Below are 14726 nucleotides of genomic sequence, written 5' to 3'. Positions count from 1 at the left end.
CAACCAATGAGCACTTCTACCAAGAACACGCGCGGTCTGCTGGGCACCAAGCTCGGCATGACCCAGACCTGGGACGAGAACAACCGTGTCGTCCCCGTCACCGTGATCCAGGCCGGCCCGTGCGTCGTGACCGAGGTTCGCACCTCGGACAGCCACGGGTACGACGGCGTCCAGATCGCCTTCGGCGACATCGACCCCCGCAAGGTCACCAGCCCGATGCGCGGCCACTTCGACAAGGCCGGCGTGACGCCGCGGCGCCACCTGCTGGAGCTGCGCACCGCCGACGCCAGCGAGTACACGCTGGGTCAGGAGATCAAGGCCGAGGCCTTCGAGGCCGGTGAGCGGGTCGACGTGTCCGCCACCAGCAAGGGCAAGGGCTTCGCCGGTGTGATGAAGCGGCACGGCTTCCACGGCCTCCGCGCCACCCACGGTGTCCACAAGAAGCACCGCTCGCCGGGTTCCATCGGCGGCTGCGCCACCCCGGGCCGGGTCTTCAAGGGCCTGCGGATGGCGGGCCGGATGGGCTCCGAGCAGGTCACCACGCAGAACATCACCGTGCACGCGGTCGACACCGACCGCGGCCTGATCCTGCTGAAGGGTGCGGTGCCCGGTCCCAAGGGCGGCCTCGTGCTGATCCGCAACGCCGCCAAGGGCGCAGCTGTGAAGGGAGCCCAGAAATGAGCTCGGTCGACGTCGTCGTCGTGAAGGGCGACAAGGTCAGCAAGAAGGGCTCCGCCGAGCTTCCGGCCGAGCTGTTCGACGTCCAGGTCAACATCCCGCTGATCCACCAGGTCGTGGTGGCCCAGCTGGCCGCGGCCCGCCAGGGCACGGCCAAGGCCAAGACCCGCGGTGAGGTCTCCGGCGGTGGCACCAAGCCGTACCGGCAGAAGGGCACCGGTCGCGCCCGCCAGGGTTCGATCCGCGCGCCGCAGTTCACCGGTGGTGGCGTCGTCCACGGCCCGGTGCCGCGCGACTACAGCCAGCGGACCCCGAAGAAGATGATCGCCGCCGCGCTCCGCGGTGCGCTGTCTGACCGGGCCCGTGACGGCCGCGTGCACGTGGTCGAGAAGTTCGTCGACGGTGACAAGCCGTCCACCAAGGCCGCGCTGAACGTGCTGGCCGCGGCGACCGAGCCGGGCAAGGTCCTGGTCGTGGTCGAGCGGGCCGACGAGCTCACCTGGCTGAGCCTGCGCAACGTGCAGCACGTGCACCTGATCGCGGCCGACCAGCTGAACGCGTACGACGTGCTGTGCAGCGACGCGGTCGTGTTCACCCAGGGTGCCCTCGACGCTTTCGTCGCCGGCGCGCCCCAGGGCAAGTCCGTCAAGGCCGTCGCCACGTCGACCGAGGCCGAGCAGGAGGTTGAGGCATGAGCCACGGAGTCAACAAGGATCCGCGGGACGTGCTGCTGCGGCCGGTCGTGAGCGAGAAGAGCTACGGCCTGCTGGACGAGCAGAAGTACACGTTCGAGGTGGACCCGAACGCCAACAAGACCGAGATCAAGCTCGCGGTCGAGAAGGTGTTCAAGGTCAAGGTCAGCGACGTCAACACCATCAACCGCAAGGGCAAGCGCCGCCGGACCCGTGCCGGCTGGGGCAAGCGCCCGGACACCAAGCGAGCGATCGTGACCCTCAAGGGTGACGACCGCATCGACATCTTCGGAGGCCAGTCGTAATGGGTATCCGCAAATACAAGCCGACGACGCCGGGCCGCCGTGGCTCGAGCGTGGCCGACTTCGTCGAGCTCACCCGTTCGACCCCCGAGAAGTCGCTGCTGCGTCCGCTGCCCAAGAAGGGCGGCCGCAACAACACCGGCAAGATCACCACCCGGCACCACGGTGGCGGTCACAAGCGGGCGTACCGGCTGATCGACTTCAAGCGGTACGACAAGGACGGCGTGCCGGCCAAGGTCGCCGAGATCGAGTACGACCCGAACCGCACCGCGCGGATCGCGCTGCTGCACTACGTCGACGGCGAGAAGCGCTACATCCTCGCCCCGTCGAACCTGAAGCAGGGCACGATCGTCGAGAACGGCCCGGCCGCCGACATCAAGATCGGCAACAACCTGCCGCTGCGCAACATCCCGGTCGGCTCCACGGTGCACGCCGTCGAGCTGCGTCCGGGTGGCGGCGCCAAGATGGGCCGCTCGGCGGGTGCCAGCATCCAGCTGGTCGCGAAGGAAGGCCGGATGGCCACCCTGCGGATGCCGTCCGGCGAGGTCCGGATGGTCGACGTGCGCTGCCGCGCCACCCTCGGTGAGGTCGGCAACGGCGAGCAGTCGAACATCAACTGGGGCAAGGCGGGCCGGATGCGCTGGAAGGGCAAGCGCCCGACCGTCCGCGGTGTCGCGATGAACCCGGTCGACCACCCGCACGGTGGTGGTGAGGGCAAGACCTCGGGTGGTCGTCACCCGGTGTCCCCGTGGGGCAAGCCCGAGGGCCGTACCCGCACCCGCAAGGAAAGCGACCGCATGATCGTCCGGCGCCGCAAGGCCGGCAAGAAGCGCTGATAGGAGCCGGCCAGAATGCCACGCAGCTTGAAGAAGGGCCCGTTCGTCGACCACCACCTGATGAAGAAGGTGGAGGTGCAGAACGAGAAGGGCACCAAGAACGTCATCAAGACCTGGTCCCGCCGATCGATGATCGTGCCGGACATGATCGGCCACACGCTGGCGGTGCACGACGGCCGCAAGCACGTGCCGGTGTTCGTGACGGACGCGATGGTCGGGCACAAGCTCGGCGAGTTCGCCCCGACCCGCACGTTCAAGGGTCACGAGAAGGACGACCGGAAGTCACGGCGTCGCTGACCCTGGTCAGTGACGAAGCGATAGCAACCTACGGAGAGATTCGAACATCATGAGCGTTCAAGAGCGTAGGGCCGTCAGTGCCCGTCGCGAGAGCCTGCTGGGCGACGAGCCCGGGGCCTTCGCGGTCGCGCGCTTCGTCCGCGTGACGCCGATGAAGGCGCGCCGCGTGGTCGATCTGGTGCGCGGTCTGGGCGTCGACGACGCACTCGCCACTCTGAAGTTCGCCCCGCAGGCCGCTGCCGCGACCGTGTACAAGGTCGTCGACAGCGCCGCGGCGAACGCCGAGGGCACCGAGCACCTGAGCCGGGCCGACCTGGTCGTGGCGAAGGCCTATGTGGACGAGGGTCCGACGCTGAAGCGTCACCGCCCGCGTGCGCAGGGCCGGGCCACCCGGATCGACAAGCGGACCAGCCACATCACCGTGGTCGTGGCGCCGCGGGTCGAGGAAGAGCCGGCCGAGAAGGCCCCGGCGAAGAAGTCGGCCAAGAAGGCGGACACGGCCAAGAAGGCTCCGGCCAAGAAGGCCGCCGCCGACAAGGCCGACGACAAGCCGGCCAAGAAGGCGACCGCCAAGAAGACGGCTGCCAAGAAGACCGCTGAGAAGAAGGAGTCCTGACGTGGGCCAGAAGGTTAACCCGCACGGGTTCCGTCTCGGCATCAGCACCGATCACAAGAGCCGTTGGTACGCCGACAAGCTGTACAAGGACTACGTGGGCGAGGACGTCAAGATCCGCCGCCTGCTGAGCAAGGGCATGGAGCGCGCCGGCATCTCCCGCGTGGAGATCGAGCGCACCCGTGACCGGGTCCGGGTCGACATCCACACCGCCCGTCCGGGCATCGTCATCGGTCGCCGTGGCGCCGAGGCGGACCGGATCCGGGGCAGCCTTGAGGAGCTCACCGGCAAGCAGGTGCAGCTGAACATCCTCGAGGTGAAGAACTCCGAGGTCGACGCCCAGCTGGTCGCGCAGGGCGTGGCCGAGCAGCTGTCCGGCCGTGTGGCGTTCCGCCGCGCGATGCGCAAGGCGATGCAGACCACCATGCGTGGCGGCGCCCTGGGCATCCGGATCCAGTGCTCCGGCCGGCTCGGTGGCGCGGAGATGTCGCGGTCGGAGTTCTACCGTGAGGGCCGGGTGCCGCTGCACACGCTCCGCGCGGACATCGACTACGGCTTCTACGAGGCCCGTACGACCTTCGGCCGGATCGGCGTGAAGGTCTGGATCTACAAGGGTGACGTGGCCGGCTCCCGGGCCGAGCGCGAGGCGCAGGCCGCGGCCCGTGCCGCCACTCAGCAGCGCCGGCCGGCCCGTCGCGACGACCGTGGTGGCCGTGGTGGCCGCCGCGACGACCGTGGCGACCGTGGTGGCCGTGGTGGCGACCGCGCCGAGGCCCCGCGGGCCGAGGCGACCGCCCCCGCTGCCGACAAGCCCGCTGAGACGACCGGAACGGAGAGCTGAACCATGCTCATCCCCCGCAAGGTCAAGCACCGCAAGCAGCACCACCCGAAGCGCTCCGGCGCTGCCAAGGGTGGTACGACGCTGGCCTTCGGTGACTACGGCATCCAGGCGCTGGAGAACCACTACGTCACCAACCGGCAGATCGAGGCCGCGCGTATCGCGATGACCCGGCACATCAAGCGTGGCGGCAAGGTGTGGATCAACATCTACCCCGACCGCCCGCTGACCAAGAAGCCGGCCGAGACCCGGATGGGTTCCGGTAAGGGTTCGCCGGAGTGGTGGATCGCCAACGTCAAGGCCGGCCGGGTCCTGTTCGAGCTGTCCGGCGTACCGGAGGACATCGCTCGCGAGGCCCTCCGCCGTGCGATCCACAAGTTGCCGATGAAGTGCCGCTTCATCGCCCGAGAGGCAGGTGAGAACTGATGGCTATCCAGACCGCCGCCGAGCTGCGGAACCTGGGCCGGGACGAGCTGCTGAGCAAGCTCGGTGAAGCCAAGGAGGAGCTGTTCAACCTCCGGTTCCAGGCTGCCACGGGCCAGCTGGAGTCCCACGGCCGGCTGCGCGCCGTCCGCAAGGACATCGCCCGCATCTACACGGTGCTGACCGAGCGGGCGCTCGGCATCACCGACGAGGTCGACGCCCCGGCCGCCGAGGCTGAGGCCGAGGCCGAGGTCGAGGAGACCGCGGACGACAGCGAGAAGGCCGGGAGCAAGGCATGACCGAGAACGCGAAGGACGAGACCGTGAGCACGACCACCGAGACGCGAGGCCGCCGCAAGACCCGTGAGGGCCTGGTGCTGAGCGACAAGATGGACAAGACCGTCGTGGTCCAGGTCGAGGACCGGGTCAAGCACGCGCTGTACGGCAAGGTCATCCGTCGCACCAGCAAGCTGAAGGCGCACGACGAGCAGAACGCCGCCGGTACCGGCGACCGCGTCCTCCTGATGGAGACCCGGCCGCTGTCGGCGACCAAGCGCTGGCGCGTCGTGGAGATCCTCGAGAAGGCCAAGTAGTTGCCGGTCCGTCCGGTAACCAATCGAAATCATTCGTTCCGCAAGGCTCACGCGAGTGAGAACCAGCGAGACAACCAGGAGATCAACAGATGATCCAGCAGGAGTCGCGACTGAAGGTCGCCGACAACACGGGTGCGAAGGAGATCCTTTGCATCCGGGTGCTCGGTGGCTCCGGTCGGCGCTACGCCGGTGTCGGTGACACGATCGTCGCCACCGTCAAGGACGCGATCCCGGGCGGCGGTGTGAAGAAGGGTGACGTCGTCAAGGCGGTCGTCGTGCGGACCGTGAAGGAGCGCCGGCGTCCGGACGGCTCCTACATCCGCTTCGACGAGAACGCCGCGGTGATCCTCAAGGCCGACGGCGAGCCCCGCGGTACCCGCATCTTCGGGCCGGTCGGCCGGGAGCTGCGGGAGAAGCGCTTCATGAAGATCATCTCGCTCGCCCCGGAGGTGCTCTGAGATGGCGCAGAGGAAACTGCACGTGAAGAAGGGTGATCTCGTCCGCGTGATCGCCGGCAAGTCCAAGGGCCTCGAGGGCAAGATCATCCAGGTCCTGCCCGACGCCGAGAAGGTCATCGTCGAGGGCGTGAACCGGGTCAAGAAGCACACCAAGGTGCAGCAGGCCCAGCGCGGCGGCACCACGGGTGGCATCGTCACCCAGGAAGCCCCGATCCACGTCTCGAACGTGATGCTCGTCGTCGAGGTCGAGAAGGACGGCAAGAAGCAGAAGGTGACCACCCGCGTCGGCTACAACCGCGTCGAGGTGCAGAAGCGGCGCCCCGACGGCTCGACGTACACCGGTTTCCGGAGCGTCCGGGTCGCGCGGCGTACCGGCGAGGAGATCTGATGACCACCGCAGTGACCGAAACCAGGGTCCAGCCGCGGCTGAAGACGAAGTACCGCGAGGAGATCGTCGGCAAGCTGCAGGAGCAGTTCCAGTTCGAGAACGTCATGCAGGTGCCCGGCCTCACCAAGATCGTGGTGAACATGGGCGTCGGCGAGGCGGCTCGCGACTCGAAGCTGATCGAGGGCGCGGTGAAGGACCTGGCCGCGATCACCGGGCAGAAGCCGCAGGTGACCAAGGCCCGCAAGTCGATCGCGCAGTTCAAGCTGCGTGAGGGCATGCCGATCGGTGCGCACGTGACGCTGCGCGGCGACCGGATGTGGGAGTTCCTGGACCGGCTGCTGGCGCTCGCGCTGCCGCGGATCCGCGACTTCCGCGGTCTGTCGCCGAAGCAGTTCGACGGCACCGGGAACTACACCTTCGGCCTGACCGAGCAGGTGATGTTCCACGAGATCAACCAGGACCGGATCGACCGGGTCCGGGGTATGGACATCACCGTGGTGACCACCGCGAAGAACGACGACGAGGGCCGGGCCCTGCTACGGCAGCTCGGTTTCCCGTTCAAGGAGAACTGACGTGGCGAAGACAGCACTCAAGGTCAAGCAGGCCCGGAAGCCGAAGTTCGCGGTACGCGGTTACACCCGCTGCCAGCGCTGCGGCCGGCCGAAGGCGGTCTTCCGCAAGTTCGGCCTGTGCCGGATCTGCCTGCGGGAGATGGCGCACCGGGGCGAGCTGCCCGGTGTGACCAAGTCCAGCTGGTGACCGTCTCCACCCCCGATCTTTTCTCCACTCACCATCTAGTCACCGTAGGTCGCCGGCCGGCGAAACCACGGCGGGAAAGAGGCCCCAGGCCATGACGATGACCGACCCGATCGCAGACATGCTGACGCGTCTGCGCAACGCCAACCAGGCGTACCACGAGTCGACCTCGATGCCGTACAGCAAGATCAAGCAGGGCATCGCCGACATCCTCCAGCAGGAGGGCTACATCTCCTCCTACAAGGTGGAGGAGCCCAAGGAGGGCGCGGTCGGCAAGACCCTGGTCGTCGACCTCAAGTTCGGCCCGAGCCGGGAGCGCTCCATCGCGGGCGTCCGCCGGATCAGCAAGCCGGGTCTGCGGGTCTACGCGAAGTCGACCAGCCTGCCCAAGGTCCTCGGTGGCCTGGGCGTCGCGATCATCTCGACGTCCCAGGGACTGCTGACCGACCGACAGGCCAAGAACAAGGGCGTTGGCGGGGAAGTCCTCGCCTACGTCTGGTGACGAAGAACCGGAAGGAGGACCACAGAAATGTCTCGCATCGGTAAGCTCCCGGTCTCGGTCCCGTCCGGCGTCGACGTCACGATCGACGGCCAGACGGTCACCGTGAAGGGTCCCAAGGGTCAGCTCTCGCATGTCGTGGCTGAGCCCATCGCGGTCAACCGGGACGAGGACGGCGCCATCGCCGTGACCCGCCCGGACGACCAGCGCAAGAGCAAGGAACTGCACGGCCTGTCCCGCACCCTGATCGCCAACCTGGTGACCGGAGTGACGGAGGGCTACGAGAAGAAGCTCGAGATCGTCGGCGTGGGATACCGCGTCATCTCCAAGGGCCCGGCCCAGCTGGAGTTCTCGCTCGGGTACAGCCACACCATCACGGTGGACGCGCCGGAAGGCATCACGTTCACGGTGGAGGCGCCGACCCGTTTCTCGGTGCAGGGAATCGACAAGCAGTCCGTCGGCGAGGTTGCCGCCAACATCCGCAAGCTGCGCAAGCCCGAGCCGTACAAGGGCAAGGGTGTGCGGTACGCCGGCGAGCAGGTGCGCCGCAAGGTCGGAAAGGCTGGTAAGTAACCATGGCGATCGGACTGCGTCCGCACAAGCACTCCGCCAAGAAGACGGCGTCGCGACTGCGTCGCCAGATCCGGGTCCGGAAGAAGATCAACGGCACGGCCGACCGGCCGCGGCTGGTGGTCACCAAGTCGTCGAGGCACCTGTTCGTACAGGTCATCGACGACGTGGCCGGCAAGACGCTGGCGTCCGCCTCCACCATGGAGGCCGACCTGCGTGGCGCGGAGGCGAACAAGACCGACAAGGCCAAGACCGTCGGCGGCCTGATCGCCGACCGGGCCAAGGCAGCCGGGATCGACTCGGTCGTGTTCGACCGGGCCGGGAACAAGTACCACGGCCGCATCGCGGCCCTGGCCGACGCCGCCCGTGAGGGCGGGCTCGGCTTCTGACATGGCGACACAAAACACAGGAAGAGGTAGTTCCGTGCACGAGCGCATGCGAGTGGACAGTTCAACGCAGCAGCGTCTCGCGAATGAGAACTCCGAGCGAAGCGAGGATTCGAAATGAGCGGAGGCCAGCAGCGTCGCGGAGGCGGCGCCGGTGGTGAGCGCCGTGGTCGCGACGGTGGTCGCGGTCAGGCAGCTGACAAGACCGCCTACATCGAGCGCGTGGTAGCCATCAACCGTGTCGCCAAGGTCGTGAAGGGTGGTCGTCGCTTCAGCTTCACCGCCCTCGTGGTCGTCGGCGACGGTGAAGGCACCGTCGGTGTGGGTTACGGCAAGGCCAAGGAGGTGCCCGCGGCGATCGCCAAGGGTGTCGAGGAGGCCAAGAAGGCGTTCTTCAAGGTGCCGCGGATCCAGGGCACCATCCCGCACCCGGTCCAGGGCGAGAAGGCCGCAGGCGTTGTCATGCTGCGTCCGGCCGCTCCCGGTACCGGTGTGATCGCGGGTGGCTCGGCGCGCGCCGTACTGGAGTGCGCGGGGATCCACGACATCCTCAGCAAGTCGCTGGGTTCGTCCAACGCCATCAACGTCGTGCACGCGACGGTGGCGGCGCTGCGCAGCCTGGAGACCCCGGAGGCCGTGGCCGCGCGCCGTGGCCTGCCGGTCGAGCACGTCGCCCCGGCGGCACTGCTGAAGGCGCGGGCGGAGGTGGCTTCCTGATGGCACGCCTGAAGGTGACCCAGACCCGTTCCGGCATCGGTGGCAAGCAGAACCAGCGCGACACCCTGCGCACGCTGGGCGTGAAGCGGATCGGCGACGTCGCCGTTCACGACGACCGCCCGGAGATCCGTGGCATGGTCCGCACTGTTCGCCACCTCATCACCGTCGAGGAGGTCGACTGACATGGCGCTGAAGGTTCACCACCTGCGTCCGGCGCCCGGTGCCAAGACCGCCAAGACCCGCGTGGGTCGTGGTGAGGGCAGCAAGGGCAAGACGGCCGGCCGCGGTACCAAGGGCAGCAAGGCGCGCAACAACATCCCCGAGTGGTTCGAGGGTGGCCAGATGCCGCTGCACATGCGGCTGCCGAAGCTGAAGGGTTTCAAGAGCAGGAACCGGGTGGAGTTCCAGGTCGTTAACCTGGACAAGCTCGGACAACTGTTCCCCGAAGGTGGCGAGGTCGGCGTGGCCGACCTGGTCGCCAAGGGCGCGGTCCGCAGCGGTCAGCCGGTGAAGGTACTGGGTGACGGCGAACTGACCGTGGCACTGCAGGTTTCGGTGCACAAGTTCTCCAAGTCCGCCCTGGACAAGATCCAGGCGGCCGGGGGGACCACCACCGAGGTGTAACGAGGTCCAGGGCTCGTGCGAGCCGGCGCTTGATATCGTGCGCTGGAGTTCGGACGAGCCCTGGTTCGTCTCTTGCCCAGCTGCTTTGCTAGGCCCCTGCCCTGAGCGGGCAGAGGAAACATGTGGGAGGACAGGGTGTTAGGCGCCTTTGCCAACGCGTTCAAGACTCCGGACCTGCGCCGGAAGATCTTGTTCGTGCTCTTCATCGTCGTGATCTTCCGGATCGGTTCGGTCGTGCCGGCGCCTGGCGTGAACGTCCAGTCGCTGAACACCTGTCTCAAGCAGGCGCAAGGTGGCGCCAACGCCAACCTGTACAACCTGATCAACCTGTTCTCCGGCGGCGCGCTGCTGCAGCTCGCGATCTTCGCGCTCGGCATCATGCCGTACATCACCGCCAGCATCATCCTGCAGCTGCTCACCGTGGTGATCCCGCGGCTGGAGTCGCTGAAGAAGGAAGGCCAGGCGGGCCAGGCCAAGATCACCCAGTACACCCGGTTCCTGACCGTCGGTCTCGCGATCCTGCAGTCCACCGCCTTCGTGGCGCTGGCGCGCACCCCGGGCCGGCTGTTCCAGGGGTGCCAGGAGCCGCTGCTGCACCGCGACGACTGGTTCTCGATCAGCGTCATCGTGCTCACCATGACCGCCGGCACCGGCGTGATCATGTGGCTGGGCGAGCTGATCACCGACCGCGGCGTCGGCAACGGCATGTCGATCCTGATCTTCACCCAGATCGTCGCCACCTTCCCGACCCAGCTGTGGAACATCCGCAAGGAGAAGGGCATCCCCACCTTCGTGGTGGTGGTCGCGATCGGCCTCGTGATCATGGCCGCGGTCATCTTCATCGAGCAGGCGCAGCGCCGCATCCCGGTGCAGTACGCCAAGCGCATGGTCGGCCGCAGGATGTTCGGCGGCACCTCGACGTACATCCCACTGAAGGTGAACCAGGCCGGTGTCATCCCGGTCATCTTCGCCTCGAGCCTGCTGTACCTACCGGTGCTGGTGAGCCAGTTCCAGCAGGACAAGAAATGGGCCCAGTGGATCCAAGGGAACCTGGTCAAGGGCGACCACCCGATCTACATGGTGACGTACGTCGCGCTGATCATCTTCTTCACCTACTTCTACGTCTCGATTACCTTCAATCCGAAGGAAGTTGCAGACAACATGAAGAAGTACGGCGGCTTCATCCCCGGGATCCGGGCGGGACGGCCGACCGAGGAGTACCTGGGCTACGTGCTGTCCCGCATCACGCTGCCGGGCGCGCTCTACCTGGCGGTGATCTCGATGATCCCGCTGGTGGCGCTCGTCCTGCTGAACGCGAGCCAGAACTTCCCGTTCGGTGGTACGTCGATCCTGATCATGGTCGGCGTCGGACTGGACACGGTGAAGCAGATCGAGAGTCAGCTGCAGCAGCGTAACTACGAAGGGTTCCTGCGCTGATGAGAATGTTGCTGATGGGTCCGCCCGGGGCGGGCAAGGGCACGCAGGCAAAGGTGCTTGCGGAACGCCTGAATATCCCGGCCGTGTCCACCGGCGACATCTTCCGTGCGAACGTCAAGGACGAGACGCCGCTCGGGCTCGAAGCGAAGCGCTACATGGACGCCGGTGACTACGTCCCGGACGAGGTCACCAACGCGATGGTCCGCGACCGGCTGTCCGAGGCGGACGCCGGTGAAGGGTTCCTGCTGGACGGGTACCCGCGGACCCTGGCCCAGGTGGGCACGCTGGACGACATCCTGGCCGAACACGGTCACAAGCTGGACGCGGTGGTGGCGCTGATCGCCGACATCGACGTACTGGTCGAGCGGATGATGAAGCGGTCCCACACCGAGGGGCGCACGGACGACTCCGAAGAGGTCGTCCGGCACCGGCAGGACGTCTACACGGCCGAGACCAAGCCACTGCTGCGCGTGTACGCGCAGCGCGGCCTGCTGTGCGAGGTGGACGGCGTCGGCGAGATCGACGAGGTGAGCGAGCGCGTGCTCGTCGCGCTGAAGTCGATCACGGAGTAAGACACGGGGTGTGATGTTCAGGGACCGCGGCATCGAGATCAAGACCCGCGAGCAGATCCTGTCGATGCGTGCCGCCGGCCTGGTGGTCGGCGGCACGCTGGAACTGCTCCGCGGTGAGGTCAAGGCCGGCATCAGTACTGGTGAGCTGGACGCGATCGCCGAGGACCACATCCGGTCCTCCGGTGCGGTCCCGTCGTTCAAGGGCTACCACGGCTTCACCGGCTCGATCTGCGCATCGGTGAACGACGAGATCGTGCACGGCATCCCCGGCGAACGCGTGCTGGCCGACGGCGACCTGATCTCGATCGACTGCGGTGCGATCGTGGACGGCTGGCACGGTGACGCGGCGATCACCGTCGGTGTCGGCGAGGTCGGTGCCGAGCTGCTCGAGCTGGCCCGGATCTGCGAGGAGTCGATGTGGCGTGGGTTCGCCGCCGCGAAGCTCGGCGGCCGGCTCACCGACATCTCGGCCGCCGTCGAGGCCTATGTCCGGGCCAATTCGTCGTACGGGATCGTCGAGGACTTCGTCGGGCACGGGATCGGCTCGGCGATGCACCAGCCGCCGAACGTGCCGAACTTCGGCCGCCCGGGCCGCGGGCCGAAGCTGGTCGAGGGGATGGCACTCGCCGTCGAGCCGATGCTCACGCTCGGCAAGCAGGACAACCACACCCTCGAGGACGACTGGACCGTGGTCACCGACGACGGCCGGTCCGCGGCGCACACCGAGCACACGTTCACGCTCACTCCGAAGGGCCCGTGGATCCTCACCGCCCTGGACGGGGGCGAGGCCAAGCTCGCGGAGCTCGGGATCGCCTGCGGCGCTCTCGCCGACTAGAAGAACTACCTCTGGGGTCAGCCCATCGGGGGACGCCGCCGAACCCCGGCCTGAGGCACACTTGAGACATGCCTCAGTACCAGCCGCACCAGCGTTTCACCGAAGCCGACCGGGACAAGATCGCCGGGCGGCTGCGGGACGCGTTCGCGGACGGCCGGCTGGACCAGCCCGAGTTCTCCTCCCGCCTGGACCAGCTGTACGCCGTCCAGACCTACGGCGAACTCGAGCCACTGGTGCGTGACCTGCCGCCGGTGCGGACGTACCAGACCCCGGCGGTGGTGCAGGACAGCAAGCCGGCGCCCGCTCCGGGCGAGTTCCCGGAGCGCAAGAAGGACGCGCAGCCGGACCGGCGTGGGGCGATCGGTGGTTTCACCGGTGTCGTGATGGTCAACGTGGTGATCTGGTTCGTGATCGGACTCGCCAACGGCGGGCACTGGCCGCACTTCTGGCCGGTCTGGCTGCTGATCCCGTGGGCCCTGATCGCGATGGGTAGCCTCGGCAGGCGCCGTTGACAGCCACCCCGGTCACCCGTCGCCCCGCGGGTCCGCGTCTGCGTCCAGACCTGGCGTGGCAGCTGCGGCGGGGCTCGGCTCTCGTGTACGTGATCTGGTTCGCCGTGGCCGTCCCACTGGTGGTGGCCGGGCTGCTGCTCGAACCGCGCTGGGTCGGCTGGATGATGCTCGGCTGGTTCCTGGTGCTGATCCTGTTCACGCTGGCGATGCGGGTCGCGGACGGCCGGTTGCGGAAGTCCTGGGCCGACGTGGTGACCCAGCTCGGCTGGCGGATCAAGGCCACCGAGCCCGAACTGCGGGAGCGCTGGCCGTTCCCGCCGTTCGACGTCGACCCGAACGCCGAGGTGTCCGATGTGACGACGGGCCGGCACCGCGGCCGGGAGTTCTGGACCGGGCGCTTCCGGCACAAGGTAGGGCGCCGTGAGCTCGGCTTCGACTTCCTTGATCTCCAGGTGGATCGGCCGCTCCCGCCGCTCCAGGTGCTGCCCGCGTCGCTGTCGCAGGTCGCGGCGGCCAGCCTGCTGCCGCTGGACCTCGCGGTTGACGGCCTGCCCGGTCGCTACTGCCTGTTCAACGGTCGCGAGGACCACGCGCAGGCCGTGCTGCACCCGCGTGCGGTCGAGGCACTCGCCCAGGTCCCGCCGTTCGGCTTCAGTTGCGAGGGGCGGCGCTTCGTCGCGATCCTCCCGGCGTACCGCGATTCCGTCACCGCACTCGCCCAACTGGACGCAGCCTGTGACCTTCTGGACCTGATGCCCCAGCAAATCTGGCGCGAAGGCGAACAGTGGGCCGCTACACACTCCTCCTGAGCAGCGGGACCAGGGCGGCCAGATCCTTGTCGCCGTGGCCGGTCGCGACCGCCCGCCGGAGCAGTTCGCCCAGTGGGGCGAGCAGGCCGGGATCGATGCCCTGGGCAACCGACGCGTCGATCAGGTTGTCGTAGGCCGCCGCCTGCATCGCCAGGTTCGACCCTGCCGCACCAGGCCTCGGGCCGTCGTCCAACTCCTTGGCGATCCTGGGCAGGCTCCCGAGCATGGCCATCATCCAGGGGACCAGGAAGTTCTCGGTGAACTGTGTGGCCGGGATCTTCTCGCTGCCGACCAGGGCCAGCGCATGCTGGGCACCCCCGAACATTCCGTACATGGCACTGAGCAGAGCGACGTCGTGCAATGCGGCCAGCCCGGCGTCACTGCCGACGTACTCGGGCCGGGCGAGTACGGCGAGATCCGCGGTGTGTCGTTCGAAGGCAACCGGCGAGCCGCTGTAGAAGACGAAGGCGCCGGGTCCGCCGATCATCGCGGGGACGGCCATGATGCCGCCGTCCAGGTACTCCGCTCCCGCGGCGGCGACTCGTGCCGCGGTGTCCCGGGCCTGCGTGGGAGTGCCGTTGGTCAGGTTGACGACCGCCTTGCCGGAGAGGTCGAGTCCGTCGAGCGTGCTCCGAACCGTGGCGTCGACCAGCAGGCAGACGACCACGAGCGGACTGGCGGCGACGGCGTCGGCCGGACTGGTGGCGCGGACGGCGCCGAGGGCGTCCAGCTCGGGGGAGCGTCCAGGGGTCCGGTTCCAGACGGTAGTCGGGTGGCCGGCGGCCAGGAAGGTGCGGGCGAGCGCGGTCCCCATCGCGCCCAGCCCGAGCACCGTGACAGGTGTCTTCATGGCGTCAACCCTGGCCTGGAGACTTTAGGGTGGACAAGTACC

At 67.8% G+C, this 14726-nt stretch carries 25 protein-coding genes and 1 pseudogene; 25 read left to right on the top strand and 1 reads right to left on the bottom strand.

Translation table 11 applies throughout. The features are described from left to right. Positions 1-6: 6 nt before the first annotated feature. The 25 genes and pseudogenes from rplC to ACGFH6_RS03990 all read left to right on the top strand — a co-directional run bounded on the left by rplC (position 7) and on the right by ACGFH6_RS03990 (position 13834). A complete protein-coding gene (gene rplC, locus ACGFH6_RS04110) occupies positions 7-681 on the top strand; it encodes a 50S ribosomal protein L3 (RefSeq protein WP_131361020.1) in 675 nt (224 codons plus the stop codon). Next, positions 678-1373 carry a 50S ribosomal protein L4 gene (gene rplD / locus ACGFH6_RS04105; protein ID WP_360446668.1) on the top strand — a complete coding sequence of 232 codons (696 nt, stop codon included), beginning with the start codon at positions 678-680 and terminating at the stop codon, positions 1371-1373. The genes rplC and rplD overlap by 4 nt, the downstream gene beginning before the upstream one ends. Further along, positions 1370-1675 (top strand): 50S ribosomal protein L23, encoded by a 306-nt coding sequence (rplW, locus tag ACGFH6_RS04100; RefSeq protein ID WP_131512847.1) that lies wholly within the window; start codon positions 1370-1372, stop codon positions 1673-1675. The genes rplD and rplW overlap by 4 nt, the downstream gene beginning before the upstream one ends. Next, positions 1675-2508 (top strand): 50S ribosomal protein L2, encoded by an 834-nt coding sequence (gene rplB, locus ACGFH6_RS04095; protein WP_131361014.1) that lies wholly within the window; start codon positions 1675-1677, stop codon positions 2506-2508. The genes rplW and rplB overlap by 1 nt, the downstream gene beginning before the upstream one ends. Positions 2509-2523: 15 nt before the next feature. Continuing rightward, positions 2524-2805, top strand: coding sequence for a 30S ribosomal protein S19 (rpsS, locus tag ACGFH6_RS04090; protein ID WP_131361012.1), 282 nt, complete (start codon positions 2524-2526; stop codon positions 2803-2805). A 49-nt stretch (positions 2806-2854) separates the two neighbouring features. Next, a pseudogene (rplV, locus tag ACGFH6_RS04085) lies at positions 2855-3316 on the top strand (50S ribosomal protein L22); the annotation flags it as partial. Positions 3317-3422: 106 nt separating this feature from the next. Then, positions 3423-4259, top strand: a complete 837-nt coding sequence (rpsC, locus tag ACGFH6_RS04080) for a 30S ribosomal protein S3 (RefSeq protein ID WP_393380296.1) — start codon at positions 3423-3425, stop codon at positions 4257-4259. 3 nt (positions 4260-4262) lie between these two features. After that, on the top strand, positions 4263-4682 hold the full coding sequence (rplP, locus tag ACGFH6_RS04075; protein WP_393380294.1) for a 50S ribosomal protein L16: 420 nt from the start codon (positions 4263-4265) through the stop codon (positions 4680-4682). Then, entirely contained in the window at positions 4682-4978 is a 297-nt protein-coding gene (rpmC, locus tag ACGFH6_RS04070) for a 50S ribosomal protein L29 (RefSeq protein WP_393380292.1), read from the top strand. Before rplP ends, rpmC begins: the two co-directional genes overlap by 1 nt. Then, complete coding sequence (gene rpsQ / locus ACGFH6_RS04065) at positions 4975-5271, top strand: 30S ribosomal protein S17 (protein ID WP_131512852.1); 297 nt, start codon at positions 4975-4977, stop codon at positions 5269-5271. Before rpmC ends, rpsQ begins: the two co-directional genes overlap by 4 nt. A gap of 89 nt (positions 5272-5360) precedes the next feature. After that, on the top strand, positions 5361-5729 hold the full coding sequence (gene rplN, locus ACGFH6_RS04060; protein WP_012923677.1) for a 50S ribosomal protein L14: 369 nt from the start codon (positions 5361-5363) through the stop codon (positions 5727-5729). A gap of 1 nt (position 5730) precedes the next feature. Then, on the top strand, positions 5731-6117 hold the full coding sequence (rplX, locus tag ACGFH6_RS04055; protein WP_131361001.1) for a 50S ribosomal protein L24: 387 nt from the start codon (positions 5731-5733) through the stop codon (positions 6115-6117). After that, entirely contained in the window at positions 6117-6689 is a 573-nt protein-coding gene (gene rplE / locus ACGFH6_RS04050) for a 50S ribosomal protein L5 (protein ID WP_131360999.1), read from the top strand. The genes rplX and rplE overlap by 1 nt, the downstream gene beginning before the upstream one ends. Before the next feature lies 1 nt (position 6690). Next, positions 6691-6876: a type Z 30S ribosomal protein S14 gene (locus ACGFH6_RS04045; RefSeq protein WP_012923674.1), complete on the top strand. Its 186-nt coding sequence runs from the start codon at positions 6691-6693 to the stop codon at positions 6874-6876. 91 nt (positions 6877-6967) lie between these two features. Continuing rightward, entirely contained in the window at positions 6968-7375 is a 408-nt protein-coding gene (rpsH, locus tag ACGFH6_RS04040; RefSeq protein ID WP_131512855.1) for a 30S ribosomal protein S8, read from the top strand. 27 nt (positions 7376-7402) lie between these two features. Then, positions 7403-7945 (top strand): 50S ribosomal protein L6, encoded by a 543-nt coding sequence (gene rplF, locus ACGFH6_RS04035; RefSeq protein WP_131360995.1) that lies wholly within the window; start codon positions 7403-7405, stop codon positions 7943-7945. A 2-nt stretch (positions 7946-7947) separates the two neighbouring features. Further along, entirely contained in the window at positions 7948-8331 is a 384-nt protein-coding gene (rplR, locus tag ACGFH6_RS04030) for a 50S ribosomal protein L18 (protein ID WP_131360993.1), read from the top strand. A gap of 114 nt (positions 8332-8445) precedes the next feature. Further along, positions 8446-9045: a 30S ribosomal protein S5 gene (gene rpsE, locus ACGFH6_RS04025; protein WP_393380288.1), complete on the top strand. Its 600-nt coding sequence runs from the start codon at positions 8446-8448 to the stop codon at positions 9043-9045. After that, complete coding sequence (rpmD, locus tag ACGFH6_RS04020) at positions 9045-9227, top strand: 50S ribosomal protein L30 (protein ID WP_012923669.1); 183 nt, start codon at positions 9045-9047, stop codon at positions 9225-9227. The genes rpsE and rpmD overlap by 1 nt, the downstream gene beginning before the upstream one ends. A 1-nt stretch (position 9228) precedes the next feature. Continuing rightward, on the top strand, positions 9229-9669 hold the full coding sequence (gene rplO / locus ACGFH6_RS04015) for a 50S ribosomal protein L15 (RefSeq protein ID WP_393380286.1): 441 nt from the start codon (positions 9229-9231) through the stop codon (positions 9667-9669). Between the two features lie 135 nt (positions 9670-9804). Beyond that, a complete protein-coding gene (gene secY, locus ACGFH6_RS04010; protein WP_393380284.1) occupies positions 9805-11106 on the top strand; it encodes a preprotein translocase subunit SecY in 1302 nt (433 codons plus the stop codon). Further along, on the top strand, positions 11106-11678 hold the full coding sequence (locus ACGFH6_RS04005) for an adenylate kinase (RefSeq protein ID WP_393380282.1): 573 nt from the start codon (positions 11106-11108) through the stop codon (positions 11676-11678). The genes secY and ACGFH6_RS04005 overlap by 1 nt, the downstream gene beginning before the upstream one ends. A 13-nt stretch (positions 11679-11691) precedes the next feature. Then, positions 11692-12513: a type I methionyl aminopeptidase gene (gene map, locus ACGFH6_RS04000; protein ID WP_393380280.1), complete on the top strand. Its 822-nt coding sequence runs from the start codon at positions 11692-11694 to the stop codon at positions 12511-12513. Between the two features lie 68 nt (positions 12514-12581). Further along, on the top strand, positions 12582-13025 hold the full coding sequence (locus ACGFH6_RS03995) for a DUF1707 domain-containing protein (RefSeq protein ID WP_131512861.1): 444 nt from the start codon (positions 12582-12584) through the stop codon (positions 13023-13025). Continuing rightward, a complete protein-coding gene (locus ACGFH6_RS03990) occupies positions 13022-13834 on the top strand; it encodes a hypothetical protein (protein ID WP_393380278.1) in 813 nt (270 codons plus the stop codon). Before ACGFH6_RS03995 ends, ACGFH6_RS03990 begins: the two co-directional genes overlap by 4 nt. Here ACGFH6_RS03990 and ACGFH6_RS03985 read toward each other — a convergent pair. After that, positions 13818-14684: an NAD(P)-dependent oxidoreductase gene (locus tag ACGFH6_RS03985; protein ID WP_393380276.1), complete on the bottom strand. Its 867-nt coding sequence runs from the start codon at positions 14682-14684 to the stop codon at positions 13818-13820. The two genes, ACGFH6_RS03990 and ACGFH6_RS03985, sit on opposite strands and share 17 nt — an antisense overlap. Positions 14685-14726: the final 42 nt, after the last annotated feature.

This window comes from Kribbella sp. NPDC049227 (genome assembly GCF_043197265.1).
In the GTDB taxonomy this organism is placed as follows: domain Bacteria; phylum Actinomycetota; class Actinomycetes; order Propionibacteriales; family Kribbellaceae; genus Kribbella.
Note: the sequence above shows the minus strand (reverse complement) of the source record. Positions and strands in the feature narration are given on the sequence as shown.